The sequence below is a fragment of the Actinomadura rubrobrunea NBRC 15275 genome, from assembly GCF_001552235.1.
Lineage (GTDB): Bacteria > Actinomycetota > Actinomycetes > Streptosporangiales > Streptosporangiaceae > Spirillospora > Spirillospora viridilutea.
The window spans coordinates 45,500-67,992 of record NZ_BCQU01000008.1; the positions used below are offsets into that span (position 1 = coordinate 45,500).

At 71.3% G+C, this 22,493-nt stretch carries 17 protein-coding genes; 9 read left to right on the top strand and 8 right to left on the bottom strand.

The features are described from left to right. Nucleotides 1–67: 67 nt before the first annotated feature. The 3 genes from AR3_RS04075 to gdhA all read right to left on the bottom strand — a co-directional run bounded on the left by AR3_RS04075 (nt 68) and on the right by gdhA (nt 5,903). On the bottom strand, nt 68–2,071 hold the full coding sequence (locus tag AR3_RS04075) for an iron-containing redox enzyme family protein (RefSeq protein ID WP_067908594.1): 2,004 nt from the start codon (nt 2,069–2,071) through the stop codon (nt 68–70). An 805-nt stretch (nt 2,072–2,876) separates the two neighbouring features. Beyond that, a complete protein-coding gene (locus tag AR3_RS04080; protein ID WP_067908597.1) occupies nt 2,877–3,782 on the bottom strand; it encodes an EamA family transporter in 906 nt (301 codons plus the stop codon). A gap of 744 nt (nt 3,783–4,526) precedes the next feature. Next, nucleotides 4,527–5,903, bottom strand: a complete 1,377-nt coding sequence (gdhA, locus tag AR3_RS04085) for an NADP-specific glutamate dehydrogenase (protein ID WP_067908599.1) — start codon at nt 5,901–5,903, stop codon at nt 4,527–4,529. 486 nt (nt 5,904–6,389) lie between these two features. Between gdhA and paaI the strand changes: the two genes are divergently transcribed. Further along, complete coding sequence (paaI, locus tag AR3_RS04090) at nt 6,390–6,815, top strand: hydroxyphenylacetyl-CoA thioesterase PaaI (protein WP_067908601.1); 426 nt, start codon at nt 6,390–6,392, stop codon at nt 6,813–6,815. Next, on the top strand, nt 6,812–8,158 hold the full coding sequence (paaK, locus tag AR3_RS04095; protein WP_067908604.1) for a phenylacetate--CoA ligase PaaK: 1,347 nt from the start codon (nt 6,812–6,814) through the stop codon (nt 8,156–8,158). The genes paaI and paaK overlap by 4 nt, the downstream gene beginning before the upstream one ends. 93 nt (nt 8,159–8,251) lie before the next feature. Here paaK and AR3_RS04100 read toward each other — a convergent pair whose 3' ends face one another. Together AR3_RS04100 and AR3_RS04105 are read right to left on the bottom strand one after the other, a co-directional pair. Further along, a complete protein-coding gene (locus tag AR3_RS04100) occupies nt 8,252–9,922 on the bottom strand; it encodes an FAD-dependent monooxygenase (RefSeq protein ID WP_067908607.1) in 1,671 nt (556 codons plus the stop codon). Nucleotides 9,923–9,940: 18 nt separating this feature from the next. Further along, complete coding sequence (locus tag AR3_RS04105; RefSeq protein WP_067908614.1) at nt 9,941–10,903, bottom strand: MBL fold metallo-hydrolase; 963 nt, start codon at nt 10,901–10,903, stop codon at nt 9,941–9,943. A 132-nt stretch (nt 10,904–11,035) separates the two neighbouring features. Here AR3_RS04105 and AR3_RS04110 point away from each other — a divergent pair, with 132 nt between their 5' ends. The 5 genes from AR3_RS04110 (at nt 11,036) to AR3_RS04130 (ending at nt 16,289) form a co-directional block, all read left to right on the top strand. Then, entirely contained in the window at nt 11,036–11,575 is a 540-nt protein-coding gene (locus AR3_RS04110) for a MarR family winged helix-turn-helix transcriptional regulator (protein ID WP_067908616.1), read from the top strand. Nucleotides 11,576–11,770: 195 nt separating this feature from the next. Next, entirely contained in the window at nt 11,771–12,946 is a 1,176-nt protein-coding gene (locus AR3_RS04115; protein ID WP_169803781.1) for an ABC transporter substrate-binding protein, read from the top strand. Then, nucleotides 12,939–13,805 (top strand): branched-chain amino acid ABC transporter permease, encoded by an 867-nt coding sequence (locus AR3_RS04120; protein WP_067908622.1) that lies wholly within the window; start codon nt 12,939–12,941, stop codon nt 13,803–13,805. The genes AR3_RS04115 and AR3_RS04120 overlap by 8 nt, the downstream gene beginning before the upstream one ends. Next, a complete protein-coding gene (locus AR3_RS32765) occupies nt 13,805–15,601 on the top strand; it encodes a branched-chain amino acid ABC transporter ATP-binding protein/permease (protein ID WP_067908627.1) in 1,797 nt (598 codons plus the stop codon). The genes AR3_RS04120 and AR3_RS32765 overlap by 1 nt, the downstream gene beginning before the upstream one ends. Then, entirely contained in the window at nt 15,588–16,289 is a 702-nt protein-coding gene (locus tag AR3_RS04130; protein WP_067908632.1) for an ABC transporter ATP-binding protein, read from the top strand. The genes AR3_RS32765 and AR3_RS04130 overlap by 14 nt, the downstream gene beginning before the upstream one ends. Before the next feature lie 34 nt (nt 16,290–16,323). Here AR3_RS04130 and AR3_RS04135 read toward each other — a convergent pair whose 3' ends face one another. Together AR3_RS04135 and AR3_RS04140 are read right to left on the bottom strand one after the other, a co-directional pair. Further along, nucleotides 16,324–17,004, bottom strand: coding sequence for an IclR family transcriptional regulator (locus AR3_RS04135; protein WP_067908635.1), 681 nt, complete (start codon nt 17,002–17,004; stop codon nt 16,324–16,326). A gap of 498 nt (nt 17,005–17,502) precedes the next feature. Beyond that, nucleotides 17,503–17,940 carry a winged helix-turn-helix transcriptional regulator gene (locus tag AR3_RS04140; protein ID WP_227023373.1) on the bottom strand — a complete coding sequence of 146 codons (438 nt, stop codon included), beginning with the start codon at nt 17,938–17,940 and terminating at the stop codon, nt 17,503–17,505. 264 nt (nt 17,941–18,204) lie between these two features. On the opposite strand from AR3_RS04140, the gene AR3_RS04145 reads away from it, so the two are divergent. Further along, nucleotides 18,205–19,704, top strand: coding sequence for an MFS transporter (locus AR3_RS04145; protein WP_083950916.1), 1,500 nt, complete (start codon nt 18,205–18,207; stop codon nt 19,702–19,704). A 247-nt stretch (nt 19,705–19,951) separates the two neighbouring features. On the opposite strand, the gene AR3_RS04150 is transcribed toward AR3_RS04145, so the two are convergent. Further along, entirely contained in the window at nt 19,952–20,884 is a 933-nt protein-coding gene (locus tag AR3_RS04150) for a carbohydrate kinase family protein (protein ID WP_067908640.1), read from the bottom strand. A 212-nt stretch (nt 20,885–21,096) separates the two neighbouring features. On the opposite strand from AR3_RS04150, the gene AR3_RS04155 reads away from it, so the two are divergent. Further along, nucleotides 21,097–22,464, top strand: a complete 1,368-nt coding sequence (locus AR3_RS04155; protein WP_067908648.1) for an ABC transporter substrate-binding protein — start codon at nt 21,097–21,099, stop codon at nt 22,462–22,464. Nucleotides 22,465–22,493: the final 29 nt, after the last annotated feature.

The window sequence follows — 22,493 nt, forward strand, 5'->3', positions numbered from 1 at the left end:
CCCGAATGCGGAACGGTCGGTGGGTCGGTGCGGTCGGGCGCCGCGGGGCGGCGCGGTCGGTCGGCTGTCATCGGCGTCCGGCGGTCCGTTCCTCGGCGTCGTGCGCGGCGTCGCTCGCGACCGGGGCGTCGGCCCCGTCCGGCGGCAGGTTCGCCAGAACCTGTTTGTGCGCGACCGAGATCGGGACGTCCTCCCCGACGTCGGGGAGCAGGACGACGGCCTCGTCCCCGCTGCGCACCATCGGCAGGCAGGTGCGCCGCACGGCCGAGATCCCGACCTTGGTGCCGTGCCACGGGCAGGTCAGCCGCCGCCCGTCCGGGGTGGGGCGGGCCAGGCTCAGCGGCCCGCCCCGGTGCGGGCAGCGGTCGCGGACGAGCAGCGGCCGCCCCTGCGCGCGAAGGACGAAGTAGCGGTCGTGGCCCACCATCACGGTGTTGTGCCGGCTGAGATCCATGACGACGACGCGGGTCATCGGCTCCTCTTGTCGGTCGGGCGCGTCCGGCGCGCGGACGCGCGGGGCGATGGCGGCGACGGCCGGTTCCGCAACGGCGAGGGCGGAAGTCAGGCGGCGGGCAGGGGGCACGGACGGATCCGCCGCCTGACGCGCTGGGGCGCGAGGGCGGTGCCGGACGAGGCGGTCGCGAACGGCCGAGGGTGTCACCGCGGTGCGGACGGTCAGCCGCCGGGAAGCGCGGTGTGCAGCAGGTAGGCGCTGTCGGGCGACACCGACCGCACCCCGTACAGCCTTCCCGCGGGGATCAGGATCGACTCGCCGCGCGACAGCCGCTCCGGCGGGCCGGTCGGCGTGGCGACGAGGTCCACCTCGCCGCGTTCGACCTCCAGCACCACGGGGTCGTCGTGGGTGCGCGTGCCGAAGGGGGGCGTCGGGCGACAGGGCCACACGGTGCGGCGGCGCGTCGGTCGTCGCGGCGGACGCGGCGAGCGCGCGGTGGCCGGGCAGGTCGTCCGCCCATCGGATCTGCGCCGCGGTGTCCTCCTCGAACCACCCGCCGATGAGCCTGGCCTCGGCGACGCCGCGCATCAGCTCGGGCACCACCCGCGGACCGTGCCGCTCGGCGAGCGCCAGCAGCACCTGCTCCCGCGTGATGCGCCCGTGGTGCTCGTCGATGTGGGCGTGCTCGTCGCAGTAGTGCAGGTCGACGTCGTCGCCGAAGATGTCGCGGAACACCTTGATCATCTCGACGAACCCGGGGGCGAAGACCGCCTCCGCATAGGTGACCGCGCCCGCGTAGCGGAAGAATTTCGCGTGGTCGCGCGACAGGTAGTAGTAGTAATTGTTGGTGGCCAGCGGCCCGGCGAGATAGAAATTCCAGTAGGCGTGCACGTGGGTCGCCATGCCGCGGCTGCGCAGCATTTTGGCGAAGATGGTGGTGTGCTTGGCGTCGTAGACGCCGTACCCGAATTCGTCGATGAAGATTTTGAACAGGGCCGACTGTTCGGGGCCGTAGGCGCCGGCGAGGTTGCGCGACATCGCGGACGCCTCGGTGAGGCCGTCGAGCGCGAGCTGGACCAGGTACAGGTCGGCGGCCGTCTCCCGGTCGCGCGCGGCGGCGACGGCGGCCAGCGCGGGGGACGGGCCGGCCGCGGCCTCGTCCGTCACATGCCGGAGGTAGGCGTCGAGCAGTTCGGTCGTGGTCGCTCCGCTGATGTCCACCGCGTCGTCGAGGCAGGCGAAGGCGAAGCGCTCCAGCTCCGTGACGAGGCTTTCCCGCAGCCCTCGCAGCTCCGCGCCGTAGAAGGCGTCGAAGTCGTCGTGCAGTCCGGCCAGTCCCTGTTCGGGCAGCAGGACCGTGTCCATCTCGTAGCAGGTCCCCAGCAGCCGGTGGGCCGCGAGCGAGCGGTGCGTGTGCCACTGGTCGGCCCCCACGGGCCGGACGAAGTCCGATGCGGCGAGCGCGTCCGGGACGAGCATCCGGCGGTAGGGGTTGGCGCCGTGCAGGACATTGGCGTCACCGCGGAAAAGCGGATGGCGCGCGAAGGCGAGGATCCGCTCCCCCAGCGTGCCGCCGACGTGCGCGTCGGCAGTGGATGTCTGAGGTTGGACTGTCATTTATTTGTACCGTTCGACTGTCTACGCAGGTTTGTGCGGGCTGAGCCGCGCCCGGCCGAGGGTGTCGGCCCGAGCACGGAGGAACGGTCAAAAAAGGCTGTCAGTGATCACACTCTTTCCCGGAGCAGGGATTACCGATTTCGAGTCGCCGATGTTTGCTCGGACGTCGAGCACATTAACAGCGGCCCCTCGGATGATCAATGACGTTTCTTCGACCCGATCGGGTCATCGCGGACCGCCCGTCCGGCGCCCTCGCGCTCGCCGCGACGCCTCCGCGACGGGCCTCCCGCCGGGAGCGTCCGCCCCCGCGAATCGCGCTCTGACCTCGCCTCCCCGCCGCGCGGGGGCGGACGGCCGCACCGCGCCGACCAAGTCACGACAGCTCGGTTGACTGGGCGTATCCACTTTCGTCAGCGACACGACGCGCGAGCCACGCTTCTGACCGCTTCTGGCCGCACCCTTCGAAGAACTGCGGGCGCACAGTAGTCGAGCACTGGCGTATCGTCACGACCGTGCGCCCCGACACGCGGCCGACCGTGAGGCGGAACCGGCTACGCGTTCGCGTTCCGGCGACGAAGCGGCGCTCGCCGAAATCCCAGAGACTTTCCCCGAAACGGCTTGCCCGCATTCATTTCCGGGCGTCCGCACACAAACCGGACGACGGCGTGCGGTACCGCCGCACAGGCGGATCTCGGCACCCCGTTTCCGAAGCCCTGGATGCGCCGATATGCGGGCGACGACCGCCGCCGCGCCGACGCAGAACGGCTCCGGTGAAGCGGCGCCGCCCCCGTCCGCTCCTCCAAAGTCACGACGCTGGCGCCTCCCGATCGGCCGAGGCGGGCCGGGCCGCACGTCTCCTCCGGGGCGGTGCGATGACCAGCGCCAGACCGATCAAGATCACCACTGCGCCGACCAGCTCGGCGACGCCGGGCCGTTCGCCGAGCCACGCCCATGCGGCGCTCATGCCCACGACCGGCACCGCCAGCGAATAGGGGGCGATCAGACCGGCCGGATAGAGCCGGAGCAGCGAGTTCCAAACGCCGAATCCGACGAGGGTGGCGAGGCCGACCAGATAGGCCAGGGCGAGCAAGGCTCCCGGCTTGAACGAGGTGAGCGCGCGGGTGACCTCGTCATGCCCCTCCACCGCGTACGACATGGCGGCCAGCGGCAGCGGCGGGATGATGCTCGACCACACCAGCAGCCCGAGCCCGGCGGGCGCGCCGGAGACCCGCGTGCAGACGTTGGAGGCCGCCCAGCAGACGGCGGACGCCACGACCAGCAGGAACGGACCGAGGGGCACCGCGCCGCCGCCGGCGGCGGCGATCAGCACCAGCCCGCCGGTGGCGATGGCCGTTCCGGCGATGCGCCGCCGACCGAGGCGCTCGCCGAGCAGGACGGCGGCCAACAGCAGGGTGAACATCGCCTGCGACTGCAGCACCAGCGACGACAGCCCCGCCGGCATGCCCAGATGGATGCCCAGGAACAGCAGCCCGAAGTACCCGACGCCGAGGAAGACCCCCACGGCGATGATCCACCGCCACTGGATCGGCGGGCGCCGGACGAACGCGATCGCGGGCACGGCCGTCAGCGCGAACCGCAGCGCGGCCAGCAGCAGCGGCGGGAACTCGCGCAGCGCCAGGTCGATGACGACGAAGTTGACGCCCCAGATGACGATGACGACCAGGGCCAGAGCGGTGTGGCGAGGGCGCACCCCGTTTCACCTCCCGTATGCACGCTCGTCCACCGCCGAACGGTCCGGGCGGTGCCGCGTCGCGCCGACGTCCTGGCGCCGGTCGCCATCCACGATGACGGTCGGTGCCGTGCCGGACTCGGAACGGGACGGATGCGCCTCTGGTCGCTCCGGGCGGTTCCGGATCGCCGGCCTGTGCGCGCGTCGCGGATGAGGTCCGCGCGGTCGATCGCCCGCTCGACCGTGCCCCGCGGTCGGCTCGCCGAACGGCGGTAGATCATGCGGACCAGTCGCTCCCGGTGTGGCCGAAGGCCGCGCGCGTCCTCGTCGGACTCGGCGCACCGCCGCCGGGCGGCGCCGGGCAACGATACCCTTCCCCGGGAGTGCTGACCAGGACGTCACAAATGTCCTGGTGCCGCGTCGGTTCCCGCAGAACGCGGCGTGCTCTGCCGATGTGAAAGGCGCAATCCGCGCCGGTGAAATCGCTCGGCCTCTTCAAGCCGCGGGTGCGACAGTCGAACGAGGCGGCGGTCCGTCCCACCGCAGGGCGGCCGGGCGCGCGCCGGGAGTCGCGGATCGCATGCGGAGTCTCGGCCGTCGGCGAGGGGCAAGCACACGATCCGCGACAGGGCACGGTCATGCTTTGCCGAACGGCCACGACGTTGGGGCCGGGCGGGATCGACGATGCTGGGAACAGGGCGGCGGCGTCACGCGATGCGCCGCCGGAGCAGGCTCGTCATCGTTGAGGAGCCTGGTCGCGCGGGGTCAGATGAGGCCCTGGGCGAGGATGGCGTCGGAGACGCTCTCGAAGCCGGCGATGTTGGCGCCCGTGACGTAGTCGCCGGGCGCGCCGTAGCGCTCTGCGGTCTCGTAGCACTTGTCGTGGACGGACTTCATGATGCGGGCCAGCTCGGCCTCGACCTTCTCGAACGTCCACCTCTCGCGGCCCGCGTTCTGCGCCATCTCCAGGCCGCTCACGGCGACGCCGCCCGCGTTGGCGGCCTTGCCGGGCGCGAAGGCCACGCCGGCCTCCTGGAAGAGGCGCACCGCCTCCGGCGTGGTCGGCATGTTCGCGCCCTCGGAGACGGCCTTGACACCGTTGCGGATGAGCGTGAGCGCGTCGGCGTCGTTGAGCTCGTTCTCGGTGGCCGAGGGGAAGGCGATGTCGGCGGGCACCTCCCAGACGCGGCCGCCCGGGACGTAGCGGGCGGACGGGCCGCGCAGCTCGGCGTATTCGCTGACCCGTCCCCGCCGGACCTCCTTGACCTCCTTGAGCAGGTCGAGGTCGATGCCCTTCTCGTCGACGACATAGCCGCCGGAGTCGGAGACGGTGATGACGTTGGCGCCCAGCGCCTGGGCCTTCTCCACCGTGTAGATCGCGACGTTGCCGGATCCGGAGACCACGACCTGCCGGCCCTCCAGGTCCTCGCCGCGCAGCTTGAGCATCTCGGCGGTGAACAGCACGCTGCCGTACCCGGTGGCCTCGGTGCGGCCCGCCGAACCGCCCCAGCCGATGCCCTTGCCGGTGAGGACGCCCGCCTCCCAGCGGTTGACCAGTCTGCGGTACTGCCCGAACAGGTAGCCGATCTCGCGGGCGCCGACGCCGATGTCGCCGGCCGGGACGTCGGTGTGCTCGCCCAGGTGGCGGTGCAGCTCGGTCATGAACGACTGGCAGAACCGCATCACCTCGGCGTCCGAGCGGCCGTGCGGGTCGAAGTCGCTGCCGCCCTTGCCGCCGCCCATGCTGAGCCCGGTGAGCGCGTTCTTGAAGATCTGCTCGAAGCCGAGGAACTTGACGATGCCGAGGTTCACCGTCGGGTGGAACCGCAGCCCGCCCTTGTAGGGACCCAGGGCGCCGTTGAACTCGATGCGGAAGCCGCGGTTGACGTGGATCTCGCCCTTGTCGTCCTGCCAGGGCACCCGGAAGATGATCTGGCGTTCCGGCTCGGTGACCCGCTCGATGATCTTGGCGTCGAGCAGCTCGGGGCGCCGGTCCAGCACGGGGGCGAGGGATTCGAGCACCTCTTTCACCGCCTGGTGGAACTCCGGTTCGCCTGGGTTGCGGCGCACGACCCGTTCGTACGCCTCGCGCAACGCGGCCTGGGTGGCGGGCGAGGCGGGCCTCCCTGGGGCCAGAGGCATGGGTGCTCCTTTCTAGCGGGGCTCGGTTCCGACTCCACCGAGTGGTACGGAAGCGACAAAAAGGATGCCCGTGGCGTGCGTCGGCGGACTCGTCTTCCGTCCGGCAGCACAGATCCCGGCAAGGCATCCGATTCAGTGCAATCTTCTCATGTTGCCCCGGCGGCACCGCGTGCGGCGGACTGCCTCGCACGCGGACGCCGACCCGGTCACGGTGGCACGTACGCTCGCGGGCGGGACCGCGTTCGAGCCGACGGCCGCGGCGTCCCGCCCGCAGGCAGGTCGTCGACGCCCCGAGCCTACCCGCCGACGGCCGTTGCTCGATCAGGCGCGCCGCACGCCGTCCGACCCGGGCCGCCCCGCGGGGGCCGCTCCGTCCCGGACGGATTGCGAATCTTCGGTCCCACCTCTTGACACGCAGGTCGAACGCTGGATTACTTAACCGAACCCAACCGAATGGTCGGTTGGTTATCAGGGTGACGGGAGCCTATGACGCACTCTTCCGACGCGGCCTTGGGACCCGCGCAGACGATGTTCGCCGCCGACCGGGCGTCACGCGCCCTCGGCATCGAGCTGCTGGAGGCCGGGAACGGCACGGCGACCCTCCGCATGACCGTGACCGCGCAGATGGTGAACGGGCACGGGATCGCGCACGGCGGTTACATCTTCCTCCTCGCCGACACCGCCTTCGCCTGCGCCTGCAACAGCTACGGCCCGGTGACCGTCGCGGCCAAGGCCGACATCACGTTCATCGCCCCCGCCCACGAAGGCGATGTCCTGCTGGCCGAGGCGCGCGAGCGCACCCGCTTCGGGCGCAGCGGCATCTACGACGTGCGCGTGACGCGCGGCGACCAGGTCATCGCCGAGTTCCGCGGGCACAGCCGCAGCATCAAGGAAGCGAAGGAGGCAGGATGACCAGTACCCCGACGAGCCCCGCGGGCAGCCGGCCGCGGCTGGGCGAGGCGCCTCCGGCCGAACTTCTGGACGCCGCTGAGCGGATGAGCCGCGAGGAGCTGCGCGAGCTCCAGCTGAAGCGCCTCCAGGCCACGCTGCGGCATGCGTACGACAACGTCGAGCTGTACCGGAGGAAGTTCGACGAGGCCGGGGTCAAACCCGAGGACTGCCGTTCGCTGGAGGACCTGGCCCGGTTCCCCTGCACCACCAAGGCCGACCTGCGCGACAACTACCCCTTCGGCATGTTCGCCGTGCCGATGGCGGACGTCCGCCGCATCCACGCCTCGAGCGGCACCACCGGCCGTCCCACCGTCGTCGGGTACACCGAGAACGACCTGTCCGTGTGGGCCGACGTCGTGGCACGCTCCATCCGCGCCGCCGGCGGCAGGCCGGGGCACAAGGTGCACGTCAGCTACGGCTACGGGCTGTTCACCGGCGGCCTCGGCGCGCACTACGGGGCCGAGCGGCTCGGCTGCACCGTCATCCCGGCCTCCGGCGGCATGACCGCCCGCCAGGTGCAGATCATCCGGGACTTCGAGCCCGAGATCATCATGGTCACCCCGACCTACATGCTGACGCTGATCGACGAGTTCGAACGGCAGGGCGTCGACCCGCGCAGCACCTCCCTGAAGGTCGGCATCTTCGGCGCCGAGCCGTGGACCGAGGAGATGCGCCGCGAGATCGAGGAGCGCCTCGACCTGCACGCGGTCGACATCTACGGCCTGTCGGAGGTGATCGGCCCCGGGGTGGCGCAGGAATGCGTGGAGACCAAGGACGGCCTGCACATCTGGGAGGACCACTTCTACCCCGAGGTGATGGACCCGGTCACCGACGAGGTGCTGCCCGACGGGCAGGAGGGCGAGCTGGTCCTGACCTCCCTCACCAAGGAGGCCCTGCCGGTCATCCGCTACCGCACGCGCGACCTGACCCGCCTGCTGCCCGGAACCGCGCGTCCCGCCTTCCGCCGCATGGAGAAGGTGACCGGCCGCTCCGACGACATGATCATCCTGCGCGGGGTCAACGTCTTCCCCACCCAGATCGAGGAGATCGTGCTGCGCACGCCCGGCGTGTCGCCGCACTTCCAGCTGCGGCTCACCCGCGAGGGCCGGATGGACCACATGGTCGTCCGGGCCGAGGCGCGCCCCGACGCGAGCCCCGAGGACCGCAGGGCCGCGGCCGCCGCGATCGCCAGGGGCGTCAAGGACGGCGTGGGCGTGACCGTCGGCGTCGAGATCGTCGACCCCGACACGCTGGAGCGCTCCGTCGGCAAGCTCCGCCGCGTGGTCGACCTGCGCCAGCGCTGATTCCGGCGTGCGCCTCGGTGCAGCGCCGCATCGAGGCGCACACACCCGGGGATGTCTCTGGCGCGGTGGGCTGCGGGATGCTTTGTGGGGGCGTCAGACGTCTGCGGGGAGTGTCTCCTGATCGGCGTCTTCGGCGGGGACGGTGCGTCTTCCCTGTGCTCGTTGCAGGGCGGACACCACCTCTGCGGGGCTGGGCGCGTTGAGCACTGCGGCAACGTAGGCGTCCGGTCGGATGACCCACACCTCCTCTGGCCGTGCCGCGAGCGCTTCGGCCAGTGCGCCCGTCACGTCGATGTCCGCCAACCGGACCAGCCGGACCGGGCCGCGCGCGGCCTGCGCGGCGGCCTGGCTGACGGCGTCGGTGTCGACGCCGTCCGTGGTCAGCAGCAGGAACCCGTCCCGGGCGATCTCCCTGAACCTGGTGCGCTGCGTTTCGGGGTCCGAGATCGGCACGTCCGGGGCGATGATTCCCGGGCCGGCCGGGGGCACGGCACCGCGCGGGGGCCTGCCGGTGAAGGGACGGGAGGGGTTCGGCGTGGTCAGCGGCGAGTCGACGTACCAGAACGGTTCCGACAGCCGGCCCGAGTCCACCTGAGCCACCGCCGCCGGATCGGTCAACGCGCGGGTCAGGATGTCCCGTCGGCGCCGCCGCTGCTCCTCGGTGCGCGGCACCAGGAAGTCCATGGTCGCGGAGGTGACCTCGAGGTTCTCCATGGTCGCGGCGTGCCGCTCGTCGTGGTAGCTGTCCAGCAGCTCTTCGTCCGCCCAGCCGCGCAGCACGTACGCGAGTTTCCACGCGGCGTTCTCCGCGTCGAAGACACCGGTGTTCAGGCCGCGCGCGCCGAAGGGCGCCACGAGGTGGGCGCTGTCGCCCGCCAGCAGCACGCGTCCGACGCGCATCCGGTTCACGGCCCGCGCGTGGAAGCGGTACACCGACTTCCACACGATCTCGTAGGGCCGGTCGCCGATGACGGTGCGGATCCGCTCGTCGAGCGCGCCGCTCTCCTCCTCGGCGGCCAGGTCGTAGTCGCCCGGGACCTGCCAGTCGATGCGGAAGGTGGAGTCCGGGCACGGGTGGATGAGGACCTGCCGGCCCGGGTTCCACGGCGGGTCGAAGTAGAACCGCCGCTCGTTCGCCCAGCCGGGCAGGTCGGCCTTGATGTCGCAGATGAGGAACAGGTCGTCGAAGGACTGCCCGTCGAACGTCACGCCGAGCGCCGCCCGCACCCGGTCCCCGCGGGCGCCCGTGCACGCCACGGCGTAGTCGGCCGTCACCTCCACCTGGCCCTGCGGGGTCCGGCAGGTCAGCACGACGCCCGTGTCGTCCTGGGCCACGTCGACGACCTCGTGGCCCCACCGGACGTCGATCAGGGGCCGGCGGGCGATGCACTCGTCGAGGATCTGCTCGGTCCGCGCCTGGGAGATGTTGACGAACGGCGGGAACGGCGAACGCCCCGGGTCGGTCAGGGTGTAGGAGAACAGCTCCTGGTCCTTGTAGAAGGTCCGGGCGGTGGCCCAGGTGACGCCCTCGTCGGCGATGCGCGCGCCCGCGCCGACCGACTCCCACACGTCGACCACGTCCCGCTGCTGGCAGATCGACTTCGAGCCGATCGGATCGCGTTCGGGACGCGTGTCGAGGACGGTGACGGGGACGCCCCATCGGGCGAGCAGCAGCGCCGTGGTCTGCCCGGTCGGCCCGTTGCCCACGACCGCGACTCTTCCGGCCGTCGGTTCGTCGATCCGGCTCACCTTGGTCTCGTCCATCGCACTCGCCCGCCGTTCTCAGTCCTGCAGCTGGTCCCAGACCTCGCGGTCACGGGCCGGGGTCCAGATCCGGGGCCGTTCGATCCCCGACAGCTCGTCCCAGAGCCGGGAGACGTTGAACGGCAGGCAGTGCTCGAAGATCGGCCAGTGGCCGTAGGTGTCGTAGAGGGCGGCGTGGGTGCGGTCGAAGGCCTCCTTGAGGGTGCCGCCCGCCTCGTGGACGGCGCCGACCTCGCGCAGCATGACCTGCAGGAAGTGCCGGGTCTGCCCGATCGCGGCCGCCACGCCGTCCTCGCCTCGGGTGACGGCGCCGCGCCCGCCGACGAGCTGCCGCGCGCCGAACGCCTCGACCGCGTCGAGCGTCGAGGTGGACCACTCCCGGTGGTAGGCGTCCCCGGTGTACAGCGCCGCCTGGGCCTCGACGAGGTCGCCCGCGTAGAGGATCCGCTGCTTCGGCAGCCAGGCCACGATGTCGCCTTCGGTGTGCCCGCGTCCGCAGTACTGCAGGACGAGGTTCCCGCGGTCGCCGCCGAGGTCGATGGTGAGCCGGTCGCTGAAGGTCAGCGTGGGCCAGGTGAGCCCCGGGACGGTCTCGGCGCCCCGAGCCAGCCGCGGCATCCGGGCGAACTCGCTCTCCCAGTCCTCCTTGCCGCGTTCGGCGATCAGCGCCCGGGTGTTCTCGTGCGCCACGATGACGTCGGCGTCGAACGCCGAGGCGCCCAGGGTGCGGACGGCGTGGTAGTGCGACAGCACCAGGTAGCGCACCGGCTTGTCGGTGTGCTCGCGCAGTTTGGCCAGCCACTCCCTGGCGGTGACCGGCGTGGCCCTCGCCTCGAAGCAGACGAGGAAGTCCTCGCCCTCGATCGCGCCGACATTGGGATCGCCCTCGGCGGTCAGCGCGTAGACCCCCTCGGCCAGCACCTCGAGGGTCTCTTGCTTCTCGTCGAGATCGGCCGACGATGCGAACGCCTTGCGCGCCACGGTCCACCCCCATTTAGTCAAGGCTTTGATTAACTTTCCCGCGAGAGTAGCGCGCGTCACACCCTCCTGGGAACCCCCCATCGCGACACCGCGCACGGCACCGGCCCGCCGGCCAGCGCCTAGACTCGGCACATGACCGCGCGGCCTGCCGACCTGGAGGAGCTGACCTACCTCTCCTTCGTGGACTACGCCGTGGCGAAGACGGCCGACGCCCTCCCGTCCATCGACCCCACCGCGATGCGGCTCGTGCTGACCCTGCACCGGGTGACGAGCGCGCTGGTGTACGACCTGGAGTCGTCGGTGCACCGGCCCAACGGCTCCAGCTGGCCGGGCTTCCGGGTGATGTTCGCGCTCTGGGTCGCCGGGCCGCAGGAGTCCAAGCGGGTCGCCGAGCTGTCCGGGATGAGCCGGGCCGCGGTCTCCGCCCTCGTCAAGACCCTGGAGCGGGACGGGCTGGTGCGGCGCGCCCAGGCCGCGCACGACCGCAGGGCGGTGCAGCTCAGCCTGACCGAGGCGGGACGCCAGACCATCGCCAGGGTGTTCCAGGCGCACAACGAGCGCGAGCAGGCGTGGGCGAGCGTGCTCAGCGAGGACGAGCGGGCGACGTTGATCGGCCTGCTGGAGAAGCTCATGCACAGCACCGAGGCCACCGCCTCGAAGAAGCGGTTCTGAGGCGCCGGGACCCGCCCCCCTCGCGCGCCGGACCATGCCGAGAGGCGCCCCTTCCACGGCGACGGCGCTTTCATGCTGGCCACGCGGCATTTGAGTCCAATTTGTGACTCACCACACTCTTGCCGGAGACAGTGTGATCCGCATAACTTCCGTGGGCACCAGAACAACCCGTTCGATTATCGAACAGGAGCCATCATGCGGCGACGCGCTGTTACGGCCACCGTGGCGGGTTTCCTCCTTCTGACAGGCTGTGCCGAGAAATCCCAGGAGACGGAGAGCGGTGGCTCCGGCACCGGGGACATCACGATCGGAGCGGTCCTCGACATCACCGGCGCGGGCGCCACCCTCGGCGGTCCGGAGAAGCAGGCCCTGGAACTGCTCGCCGAGCAGACCAACGCGGCGGGCGGAGTGAACGGCCGGAAGATCAAACTGATCATCGAGGACAACCAGTCCACCGAGGACGGCGCGGCCAAGGCGATGACGAAGCTCGTCTCGCAGGACAAGGCCGACATCATCATCGGCGCCAGCCGCAGCGGGCCCAGCCTGGCCATGGGCGCCATCGCCGAGTCCAGCAAGATCCCGATGATCTCGCTCGCGGCCAACGTCAAGATCACCGAAGGCAAGCGCTGGGTCTTCAAGACCGCCCAGAACGACGCGGTCGTGCTGCAGAACATCATCGACTACTCCGCGGCCCAGGGCTGGAAGAAGCTCGGCCTGATCCGGGACGCCTCCGGCTACGGCGAGGGCGTCGGGGAGCAGCTCAACGAGCTCGGCAAGCCGAAGGGCGTCTCGGTGGTCCGCACCGAGAAGTTCGCGCCCGACGCGACCGACTTCACCGCGCAGATGGTCAACATCCGCGACGCCAAGGCCGACGTCAACCTCATCTGGGGCATCCCGCCCGCGGCGGGCCTCGCCCAGAAGTCCTACCGGCAGCTGGGCATCAAGACCCCGGTGTTCCAGAGCCACGGCGTCGGCAACCAGGCGTTCCTCGACACCGCCGGCGACAGCGCCGACGGCGTGCTGCTGCCGCTCGGCCGGCTCCTGGTCGCCGACCAGCTTCCCGACGGCGACCCGCAGAAGCAGGTGCTGACCAAGTTCGCGTCCGACTTCACCGCCAAGTACAAGACGCCGCCCTCGACGTTCGCCGGCCACGCCTACGACGCCTTCAAGCTCGCCATCGACGCCTTCCAGAAGGTGGGCACCGACAAGGCCAAGGTCCGCGACCACCTGGAGAACGTGAAGGGCTTCGTCGGCGTCAGCGGCGTGTTCAACATGTCGCCCCAGGACCACTCCGGCCTGGGCAAGGACGCCCTGGCGATCGTGAAGGTCGAGGACGGCAAGTGGAAGCTGGTGGACGCCAACCGTGGCTGACCTCCTCCAGTTCGTCGTCGCCGGACTCGCCCAGGGCGGGGCGTACGCCCTCATCGCGATCGGCTTCGTGTCGATCTTCGCGGTGAGCGGCGTCATCAACCTCGCCCAGGGCGAGTTCGCCGCGCTGGCCGGCCTGTGCGCGATCAGCGCGGCGGGCGCGGGCCTGCCGCTGCTCCCCGCGCTGCTGGTGGCGGTGGCGGTCGTGGCGGCCGTGGCGATCGCCATCGAGCGGCTGGCGATCCGGCCGGTGCGGCGCATGACCACGCTCACGTCGATCATCCTCACGCTCGGCGTCTCCACCGCGCTCAAGGCCGTCATGCTGCTGATCTGGGGGCCGCAGGGGCACACGCTGCGCGCGTTCCCCGGGTCGGACCTGACCGTGGCCGGCGTCTCCATCCGGGCCCAGGAGCTGTGGATCCTCGCCGCCTGCGCCCTGGTCGGCGGGGCGGTCTGGTGGTTCTACGAGCGCACCCTGCACGGCAAGGCGCTGCGGGCCTGCTCCGAGCAGCCCGTCGCGGCCCGGCTGATCGGCATCTCGCTGACGAAGGCGTCGCTGGTGTCCTTCGGCATCGCGGGCGTCACCGGCGCGGTGGCCGGGGTCGTCACCAGCCCCATCTACTCCTCCTCCTGGGAGATCGGCCTGACCCTCGGGCTGAAGGGGTTCGTCGCCGCCACGCTCGGCGGGCTGCTGTCGGTCCGGGGCGCGATCCTCGGCGGGATCCTGCTGGGCGTGCTGGAGAACCTCGTCGCCGGATACGTCGCGACCGGGCTGCGGGACGCCGTGGCCTTCGTCGTGCTCATCGCGATCCTGCTGGCCCGTCCCGGCGGACTGGTCAAGCACACGGAGGCGCGCGTCTGATGAAGAGATCGGACTTCGTCGCGATCGCGGCGCTGGCGGCGGTGTTCGCGGTCTTCCCCCTCGTGGTGCCGACCGCCCTGGTCAACATCGGCGTGTACGCGCTGATCTACGCGCTGACCGCGATCGGCCTCACCCTGCTCATGGGGCTGGCCGGGCAGGTCAGCCTGGGGCACGCGGCGTTCTTCGCGATCGGCGCCTACACCCAGGCCATCCTCGTCACCCGGTACGGCGTGCCGCTGCCGGCGGCGGCGATCGCCGCCGTGGGGCTGGCCATGCTCGCCGCGCTGCTCATCGGCCTGCCGCTGCTGCGGCTGCGGGGGCACTTCCTCGCGCTCGCCACCCTCGGCCTCGGCATCGTCCTCGCCGTGTCCGTCAACGAGATGGAGTTCACCGGCGCCACCACGGGGATCTTCGGGATCCCCAAGCCCGAGTTCGGCGGCCGGCTCTACGACTCGCCCGAGGAGTACTTCTGGCTGATGGCCCCGATCGTGCTGGTCGGCCTCCTTTTGGCCCGCGGGATCGTGGAGAGCCGGATCGGCCGGGCGCTCAGCGCGGTCAACGACTCCGAGGTGGCGGCCGAGTCGCTCGGCGTCGACACGTTCCGGCTGCGGCTGCAGGTGTTCGTGCTGTCGGCCGGATACGCCGGGCTCGGCGGCGTGTTCTACGCCCACTGGCTCGGCGTGGTCAGCCCGAGCGCGGCCCACTTCTCCATGTCGGTCGAGTTCCTGCTGATCAGCGTGCTCGGCGGGCTCGGCACGGTCTGGGGGGCGCTCACCGGCGCCTTCGCCGTGGAGTTCCTCGACGAGGCGATGCGGGAGTTCATCCCCGTGCTCGTCCCGGGGGCGGCCGGCGAGGTGCAGCTCGTGGGCTTCGGGATCGTGCTCGTGCTCATCGTGGTGCTCCTGCCCGGCGGTCTGCACCAGGCGACCCGCCGGCTGTTCGCCCGGCGCCGTCCCGCCGCCGTCCCCGTCTCGTCCGGGGACGGGGAACCGGAGCCGCGGCGCGCCGCCCGTCCCGAACGGGGCTCGCCGCTGCTGGAGGTGCGCGGGCTCACCAAGCGGTTCGGCGGCGTGGTCGCGGTGGACGACGTGAGCCTCGACGTGCGGGCGGGCGAGATCGTCGCGCTGATCGGCCCGAACGGCGCCGGCAAGACCACCTGCTTCAACATGATCAGCGGCGTGCTGGAGCCCACCTCCGGCGAGGTGACGGTGAACGGCGTGCGCACCGACGGGCGCAAGCCCCACGTGTTCGCCCGGGCCGGGGCCACCCGCACCTTCCAGAACCTGCAGGTGTTCCGCTCCTCGACCGTGCTCGGCAACGTCAAGGTGGGCCGTCACCTGCGCAGCCGCGCCGGGCTGCTGCGGGGGGCGCTCACGCTGCCGGCCCGCGCCGAGGAACGCATGATCACCGCGGCGGCGGTCCGCTGCCTGGACGCCGTGGGCCTCGCCGAGCACGCCGGTCAGATGGCGGTGGACCTGCCGTTCGGGCTGCAGCGGCGGATGGAGATCGCGCGGGCGCTCGCCCTCGAACCCGATCTGCTGCTGCTCGACGAGCCGATGGCGGGCCTGTCGGGCGCCGAGCGCCGGGAGCTGGCCGCGCTGCTGCGCCGGCTGCGCGAGGACGGGATGGCGATCGTTCTCGTCGAACACGACGTGGCGGCGGTGCTCTCGCTCGCCGACCGGGTCGCGGTGCTCGACGACGGCAAGCTGATCGCCTTCGGCCCGCCGGACGAGGTCCGCCAGGACCCGGCGGTCATCGCCGCCTACCTCGGAGAGGACGCGGATGTTCGAGACTAGGGGTCTGCGGTCGGGCTACGACAATCTGGAGGTGCTGCGCGGCGTCGACCTGTCCCTCGCCGAGGGGGAGCTGGTCGCCCTGCTCGGCGCCAACGGCGCGGGCAAGACGACGCTGCTGCGCACGGTCTCCGGGCTGCTGCGGCCCTTCGGCGGCACGGTGCGGCTGGACGGCCGCGACATCGGCGGGCTGCCCGCCGAGAAGGTCGCCGCCGCGGGGCTCGCGCACGTCCCCGAGAACCGGCTGGTGTTCCCGTCGCTGACCGTCACCGACAACCTCGCGCTCGGCGCCTGGACCCGTCCCCGCACCCGCGCCGAGGACATCGAGCGGATGCTCGACCTGTTCCCCCGCCTGCGGCAGCGGCTCGGCCAACCCGCCGGAACCCTGTCGGGCGGCGAGCAGCAGATGCTCGCGATCGCGCGGGGGCTGATGGCCCGGCCCAAGGTGCTCGTGCTGGACGAACCCAGCCTGGGGCTGGCCCCCAAGGTGGTCGGCGACATCTTCGCCGCCTTGGCCCGGCTCCGCCACGAGCTGACGATCCTGCTCGTCGAGCAGAACGCCCGGGCCGCCTTCAAAGTGGCCGACCGGGTCCTCGTCATGGACCGCGGAAAGATCGTCATGTCGGGCACCCCCGAGGAGCTCGCCGACGACGCCCAGATCAAACAGGCCTATCTCGGTGGCGGATTCTGAGCGGCGGCCGGGGACAGCGTCGTCCTCGGCCGCCTCAGGGCAGTTCGGCCGCGACGGCCCGGGCCGCCCGCTGGAGGCGCGCGGCGATGGCGGGCTCGTCCGTCTCCACGCCGGTGGTGTGGACGACCGCTATCGCCGCCACCGTGCCCCGCGTTCCGCTGACGATGGGCACCGCCACGGAGGCCATTCCCGGCAGCACCTCGCCGCGCGTGGACGCGTATCCCCGCAGCCGGGCCTCGCCGACCTCCGGGCGCTCCCCTGGTTTGGCGGGCATGCCCGCCAGCAGCGCGAGGCCCGGGGCGCCCGCGTTGATGGAGTGGCGCGTCCCGGGACGCTGCGCCACGACGGCCACCGACTGCCGGGGCTCGACGCTGAGCAGCGTGATGCACTCCTCGCCGTCCGGCACCACGACGAAGCAGGTCATGCCCAGCTCATTGGCGACCGCGGCGAGTTCGGGGAGCGCCGCCGTGTGCAGGTCCTTGGAGACCCCTCGGGCCAGGGTCGCCAGGCCGATGCCCGGCGCGTAGGCGCCGTTCTCGCGGCTCACCAGCCGGTGGTCTTCCAGCGTCCGGAGAATGCGATAGACGATGGATCGGTGCACCCCCAGCGCGGCGGCGATCTCGGCCGTGGTGAGCGGGTGCTCGGCCTCCGCCAGTATCTCCAGCACCTGGATACCGCGGTCCAGCGTCTGGGAATATGGCGTCGCAGCGGGCATGGCCTTCTCTCTATAAGAACACGTCACTCCATTATCGAATAGCCGCCGATTCATCGTCAAACCATTCGCATTCCCACCGGGCGGTCACCGGACGACGTCGGGGCGTCTCCCACGCTCGCCTCGCCGCTTCGTTGGCGCGTGGTGACAGCCGCGGGCGCCCATGCGGTGCACACCCCTTGAAGCATCACGCGCCCTCGAAGTCGCCGGCGGGGCACTCTGCGTTAGTGCAGATGACGGGCTCCGGCTTCACCTCACACCGCATGTACGAGTTCCTGATGGGCCGATGACGCTCCGTCACATCGGCGAAAGGATGAGCACGCGCGAAGTCACCCGCCCTCATCCTTGGAGGGCCAGAAAGGCGTGGCGGAGATCAGCAGAAACTCAAGCTCCGGCGAAGTGCGCGACCGATTCCACGGGCGCTTTCGAGCAGTGGCCACGGTGGCGTCGAACAGCTCCGCCCAGGGTCCGTGCAGGTCGAAATGGCGGGATCAGAAAGGGTCAGGTGGCCGGCACGGTCGCCGACTCGGCGGATCCCGTGTCCTGCTCGGGGCGTCCGGCGGTCCGTTGCTCCGCGGCGTACCGCCGGTCGTAGGCGGCCCGCGCGGCCATGATCGCCTCCTGGTGCCGCCGGGCCCAGTCGGCGAGCTCGGCGAACGCCCCTCGCAGCTCACGGGCCATCTGCGTCGCGGTGTACTCCACCCGCGGGGGCACCGTCGGGAAGACCGTCCGCACGACGAGCCCGTCGCGTTCGAGGTTGCGCAGGGTCAGCGTGAGCATGCGTCGGCTGATGCCCTCGATGCCGCGCTCGAGCTCGGTGAATCGCATCGGACCGCGCGCGACGAGCAACAGCACGATCTGGACGCTCCACTTGCCCGCGACGCTGTCGATGATTTCCCGAATCGGGCAGGCGACAGGGTGAATGTCCTGGTCGGTCACACGCGAGTTCCCCTGTGACACGAAAATTCCTCCTTCCGCCCGCCTTCACGGTGACAGAAGATGTGCCCGGTAACAAGACGTCCCCTAGGGCCACGGCTTGTTCCGGGGCCTGTCCGGTAGTGGGCGCACGTCGCCACCGGCGGTCACGGCCCGGGGATATGAGGCATCGCCGAGGCCCGGCCGTTCCGACAGTCGACGGTGCTCACCCACGACCGCGGCCTGCGACGCGCTCCGACTTCACCGAGGAAAGGAGAGGGAACGACAGTGGTCGCCTCCACCGCCTCCCCCACGAGATCGGGACCGGGTCAGCGCATCGCGCTTCTGGCGCTGGCCCAGTTCGTGATCACGCTCGACTTCAACATCGTCTTCGTGGCCCTCCCCGACATCGGCAGGGAGCTGGGCTTCACCGCGCACACGCTGCAGTGGGTGGTGAACGCGTATGTGGTCGCGCTCGGCGGCCTCCTGCTGTTCGGCGGACGGGCGGCGGACCGCCTCGGCGCGCGGCGGATGTTCGTTCTCGGCATGCTGCTGTACGCGGGCTCCTCGCTCGTCGGCGGCCTCGCGAACGCCCCGGGGCCGCTGGTCGGCGCGCGCGCCGTCCAGGGCGTCGGCGGAGCGCTGCTCACCCCCGCGACCTTGCGCCTCATCTTCACCTGCTTCGACGAGGGGCCGATGCGCAACCGCGCATTGGTGATCTACGGCGCGATCGGCGGCGCCGGCCTGTCGGCGGGTGCGCTGCTCGGCGGCGTCCTCGCCGACTACGCGGGCTGGGCGTGGATCTTCTTCATCAACGTCCCGCTCGCCGCCCTCGGCGCGGCGCTCGCGCCGGCCGTGCTGCCCGCCTCGCCGCCGCCGGGCGGCGACCGGAAGTTCGACGTCCTCGGCGCGGCGCTGGCCACGGCGGCGGCCACGCTCGTGGTGTTCGGTCTCGCCACCGGGCCGGACGCGGGCTGGGCGACCTTCAGCGGTGCGGGCTGCCTGGCCGTCGGCGCGGTGCTGCTCGCGGTGTTCCTCGTGGTCGAGGCGCGCAGCCGAGACGCGCTGATGCCGCTGCGGCTGCTCGGACACCGCGGCCTCGCGGTCACCATGGGCGCCGCGTTCTTCTACCAGGGCAGTCTGACCGGCGTCTATTACCTGTTCACCACGTACCTGCAGGACGTGCTGAGCTACAGCCCGATGTCGGCGGGCCTCGCCTTCCTCCCCCCGACGCTCATCTCCATGGTGTTCGCCATGAAGGTCAGCACCGCCTTCCTCAACAAGCGCGGTCTCCGCACGACGATGTTCCTCGGTGTGCTGGTGACCGGTGCGGGCGCGGCGATCCTCGCATTCGCCTTCGTGCCCGACGGCTCGTACTGGCTGCTGCTGCCCGGCTTGGCGATCTGGTCGATCGGCGGCGCGCTGGCGATTCCCGCCATCCTGGCGGGCGCGGGCGCCGGCGTGGCGGCCCTGGAGCAGGGCGTCGCCTCGGCGATGGCCATGACGTCCCGGCAGGTCGGCGGCGCCGTGGGCCTGGCCGCCCTGGTCGCGGTCGCCACCACTGGGCTGCACGCCGAGCAGGGCGCCGTCCCTCCGGTCGATGAGCTGCTGGACGGCCTGCAGGCCGCTGGATGGGCGGGCGGCGTCGCCCTCATCGCCGCGGCGTTCCTGTGCCTGCTCTTGGAGAAGCCGAAGCCGGCGGACGTCCAGAAGGAAGCGGCCAGTGTCACGAGCTCTGTCAGAGAGCACGTGGACGACACCCATGCCGCCGACCGCGTTGAAGAGTGACACCGCGAAGAGAGGCGATGCGCACGCATCGTCCCCCCTGAACAGCGACATGAACGGCAGCCGATTCACTGACGGAGCAAGTGGCGGGCGCGCTCAAGGGCGAGGTTGCCGGGGCCGGTGTCGACCGGCAGCAGCGGCTCGATCCTGGCCCAGACGGCTCGGTCAGCTCGTGATCGGTCAGCTCGTGTCGTTGAACCAGGGCCGCCATCAAGCCGCAACCACAAGATCCAGATCCGCACAACAGACCCTAGGCGGCGGGGGCGTGGCGGGCGATCTCCGCGCGGGTGGGCGGTTCGGCGCCCTGGCGGGTGCAGGTGATCGCGGCGACGGTCGCGGCGGCCCGCAGCATGTCCCGCAGGGACGTCCGGTCGAGCCGGGCGAGCCGTGCGCGCCGGTCCCCGCCGAGCAGGTCGGCGTTCGCGAGCCAGTCGAGCATGCCGGCGGTGAACGCGTCGCCGGCGCCGACGGTGTCGACGACGTCCACGGGAAGCGCGGGCTGCCGGACCTGCGCGGCGGCCGTCATGCCGACGGCCCCCTCGCCGCCGAAGGTGACGACGACGAGCGCCGGGCCCGCCGCGAGCCAGCGGCGGGCCGCGTCGGCGCCGTCCTCCCCGGGATACAGCCAGGCGAGGTCCTCGGCGCTGACCTTCACGATGTCGACCATGCTCACCTGGCGTTCGACCCGCGCCACCGCCTCCCGCCGCGGCGGCATGAGGGACGGGCGGATGTTGGGGTCGAGCGAGAGGGTCACCGCCCCGCGCGCGTGCTCGGCGGCCAGCAGCGCCTCCAGCGCGTCCGCCCCCGGTGTCAACGCGGTGGCGAGCGAGCCGGTGTGCAGGGCTAGGCACCCGGGGTCGACAGCGGGCGGCTCGCGGACGTCCCAGGCGATGCGGAAGTCGTAGTCGGCGGCCCCGTCGGCGTCGACGGTGGCGATCGCGAGGCTGGTCGGTCCGTGCGCTCCGGGGAGGGGCCGGACGTCGACCCCGGCGCCCTCCAGGTGCTCGGACAGGATGCGGCCGAGGGTGTCGTCGCCCAGGTGGGTGGCCAGGACGACGCGGGCGCCGAGGCGGCCGAGCCCCACCGCGACGTTGGCCGGACTGCCGCCGGGCAGGCAGGCGAACTCGCGCCCGCCGGCGGGCCCGACCAGGTCAATCAAGGCTTCACCCACGACCGTGATCACTTGTGTTCCTCCGAACCGACCGTTGACACGCGCAAGCAAGCCTGTAGTATCCGTCACATCATGTCAACGTTGACGTCATCGTTGTCACCCGGAAGAGCCGGCCCGCGCTGACGGACCACCCCCGGCCCGCGCCCTCCCGGCCCACAGCCTCAGCCGTGCCGCGCGTCCTTCCGGGCTGTCCCCCACCCCGATCCCGAACTGGGAGGCCTCACATGACGTACAGGCGCGACCGCTTCCCCCGGCTGAGAGCGGTGGTCGCGATGGGCACCGCGGTGGCGCTGGCCGCCACCGGGTGCGCCGGTGCCGGCGGCGGTTCCTCCGACGGCAAGGCCGTCGTCACCATCGCCACCGTCGCGAACCCGCAGATGCAGGACATCGAGAAGCTGTCCCAGGAGTTCGAGAAGGCCAACCCGGACATCGACCTGAAGTTCTCGATCCTCCCCGAGAACGAGCTGCGCGACCGCGTCACCCAGGACATCGCCACCAAGGCCGGCCAGTACGACGTCGTGACGATCGGCACCTACGAGACGCCGATCTGGGCCAAGAACGGATGGCTGACCAAGCTGGACTCCTACGCCTCGACGCCCGAGTACGACGTCGGCGACATCATCGCCCCGGTGAAGGAGGCGCTGTCCTACAACGGCGGTCTTTACGCCGTCCCCTTCTACGGCGAGTCGTCGTTCCTGATGTACCGCAAGGACCTGTTCGACAAGGCCGGTCTGAAGATGCCCGAGCAGCCGACCTGGCAGCAGGTCGCCGAGTTCGCCGCCAAGCTGGACGACCCGGACGGCAAGGTGGCGGGCATCTGCCTGCGCGGCCTGCCGGGCTGGGGCGAGGTCATGGCGCCGCTGACCACGCTCATCAACACTTTCGGGGGACGCTGGTACGACACCCAGTGGAACGCGCACCTGACCGACCCGGCCACCAAGGAGGCCGTGAAGTTCTACGTCGACCTGGTGCGCGAGCACGGCGAACCGGGGGCGCCCAACGCCGGGTTCACCGAGTGCATGACCGCGTTCGGCCAGGGCAACGCCGCCATGTGGTACGACGCCACGGTGGCCGCGTCGTCCCTGGAGGACGCCAAGACCAGCAAGGTCGCCGGCAAGGTCGGCTACGTCAAGGCGCCGGTCGTCAAGACCCGCAACTCCGGATGGCTGTGGGCGTGGTCGCTGGCCATGCCCGAGACGTCCAAGCACAAGGACGCCGCGTGGAAGTTCATGCAGTGGGCGACGTCCAAGGAGTACATCCAGCTCGTCGGCCGGCGGCTCGGCTGGGAGCGGGTGCCGCCGGGCACCCGCCGGTCCACCTACCAGATCCCCGAGTACACGAAGGCGGCGGCCGCTTTCGCGGACCTGACGCTGGAATCGATGAACTCGGTCGACCCCAAGCAGCCGGGTCTCGAGCCCCAGCCGTGGGTGGGCGTCCAGTACGTCGCCATCCCCGAGTTCCAGGACCTCGGGACGAAGGTGTCGCAGGAGATCTCGGCGGCGATCGCGGGCAAGCAGAGCGTCGACCAGGCGCTGGACAAGGCCCAGCGGTACGCCGAGGAGACCGCGCAGAAGGCGGGGCTGAAGAAGTAGCAGCGCCGAAGCGGCGGCGCGGCCCCCTC

Bases quoted from the DNA above. Each gene is read 5' to 3' on its own strand.
- paaK (WP_067908604.1), top strand. From the start codon at position 6,812: ATGACCAGTACCCCGACGAGCCCCGCGGGCAGCCGGCCGCGGCTGGGC.
- AR3_RS04100 (WP_067908607.1), bottom strand. From the start codon at position 9,922: ATGGACGAGACCAAGGTGAGCCGGATCGACGAACCGACGGCCGGAAGA.
- AR3_RS04130 (WP_067908632.1), top strand. From the start codon at position 15,588: ATGTTCGAGACTAGGGGTCTGCGGTCGGGCTACGACAATCTGGAGGTG.
- AR3_RS04155 (WP_067908648.1), top strand. From the start codon at position 21,097: ATGACGTACAGGCGCGACCGCTTCCCCCGGCTGAGAGCGGTGGTCGCG.
- AR3_RS04115 (WP_169803781.1), top strand. From the start codon at position 11,771: ATGCGGCGACGCGCTGTTACGGCCACCGTGGCGGGTTTCCTCCTTCTG.
- AR3_RS04075 (WP_067908594.1), bottom strand. From the start codon at position 2,071: ATGACAGTCCAACCTCAGACATCCACTGCCGACGCGCACGTCGGCGGC.
- AR3_RS04135 (WP_067908635.1), bottom strand. From the start codon at position 17,004: ATGCCCGCTGCGACGCCATATTCCCAGACGCTGGACCGCGGTATCCAG.
- AR3_RS32765 (WP_067908627.1), top strand. From the start codon at position 13,805: ATGAAGAGATCGGACTTCGTCGCGATCGCGGCGCTGGCGGCGGTGTTC.
- gdhA (WP_067908599.1), bottom strand. From the start codon at position 5,903: ATGCCTCTGGCCCCAGGGAGGCCCGCCTCGCCCGCCACCCAGGCCGCG.
- AR3_RS04110 (WP_067908616.1), top strand. From the start codon at position 11,036: ATGACCGCGCGGCCTGCCGACCTGGAGGAGCTGACCTACCTCTCCTTC.
- paaI (WP_067908601.1), top strand. From the start codon at position 6,390: ATGACGCACTCTTCCGACGCGGCCTTGGGACCCGCGCAGACGATGTTC.